We start from the raw sequence: 293 nt of genomic DNA on the forward strand, positions 1-293 counted from the left end.
TGAACTGCACCCCAAAAGTTAGACAGAAAAAATCTAACTTTTGGGGTGTTTTTATTATGAAATTAACTTATGATGATAAAGTTCAGATCTATGAACTTAGAAAACAAGGATATAGCATAGAGAAGCTTTCAAATAAATTTGGGATAAACAATTCTAATATTAGGTACATGATTAAATTGATTGATCGTTACGGAATAGAGTTCGTCAAAAAAGGAAAAAATCGTTACTATTCTCCTGATTTAAAGCAAGAAATGATTAATAAAGTTTTACATGCAGGCTGGACTAAAGATAGA

The 293-nt window shown here is 29.4% G+C and carries 1 protein-coding gene; it reads left to right on the forward strand.

Going from position 1 to position 293, the window contains the following annotated elements; translation table 11 throughout:
• Positions 1–56: 56 nt before the first annotated feature.
• On the forward strand, positions 57–293 hold a 237-nt coding region (locus HT718_RS09420; protein ID WP_173268290.1), incomplete at its 3' end, for a transposase.

It is taken from the genome of Streptococcus sp. 714, from assembly GCF_013277115.1.
Lineage (GTDB): Bacteria > Bacillota > Bacilli > Lactobacillales > Streptococcaceae > Streptococcus.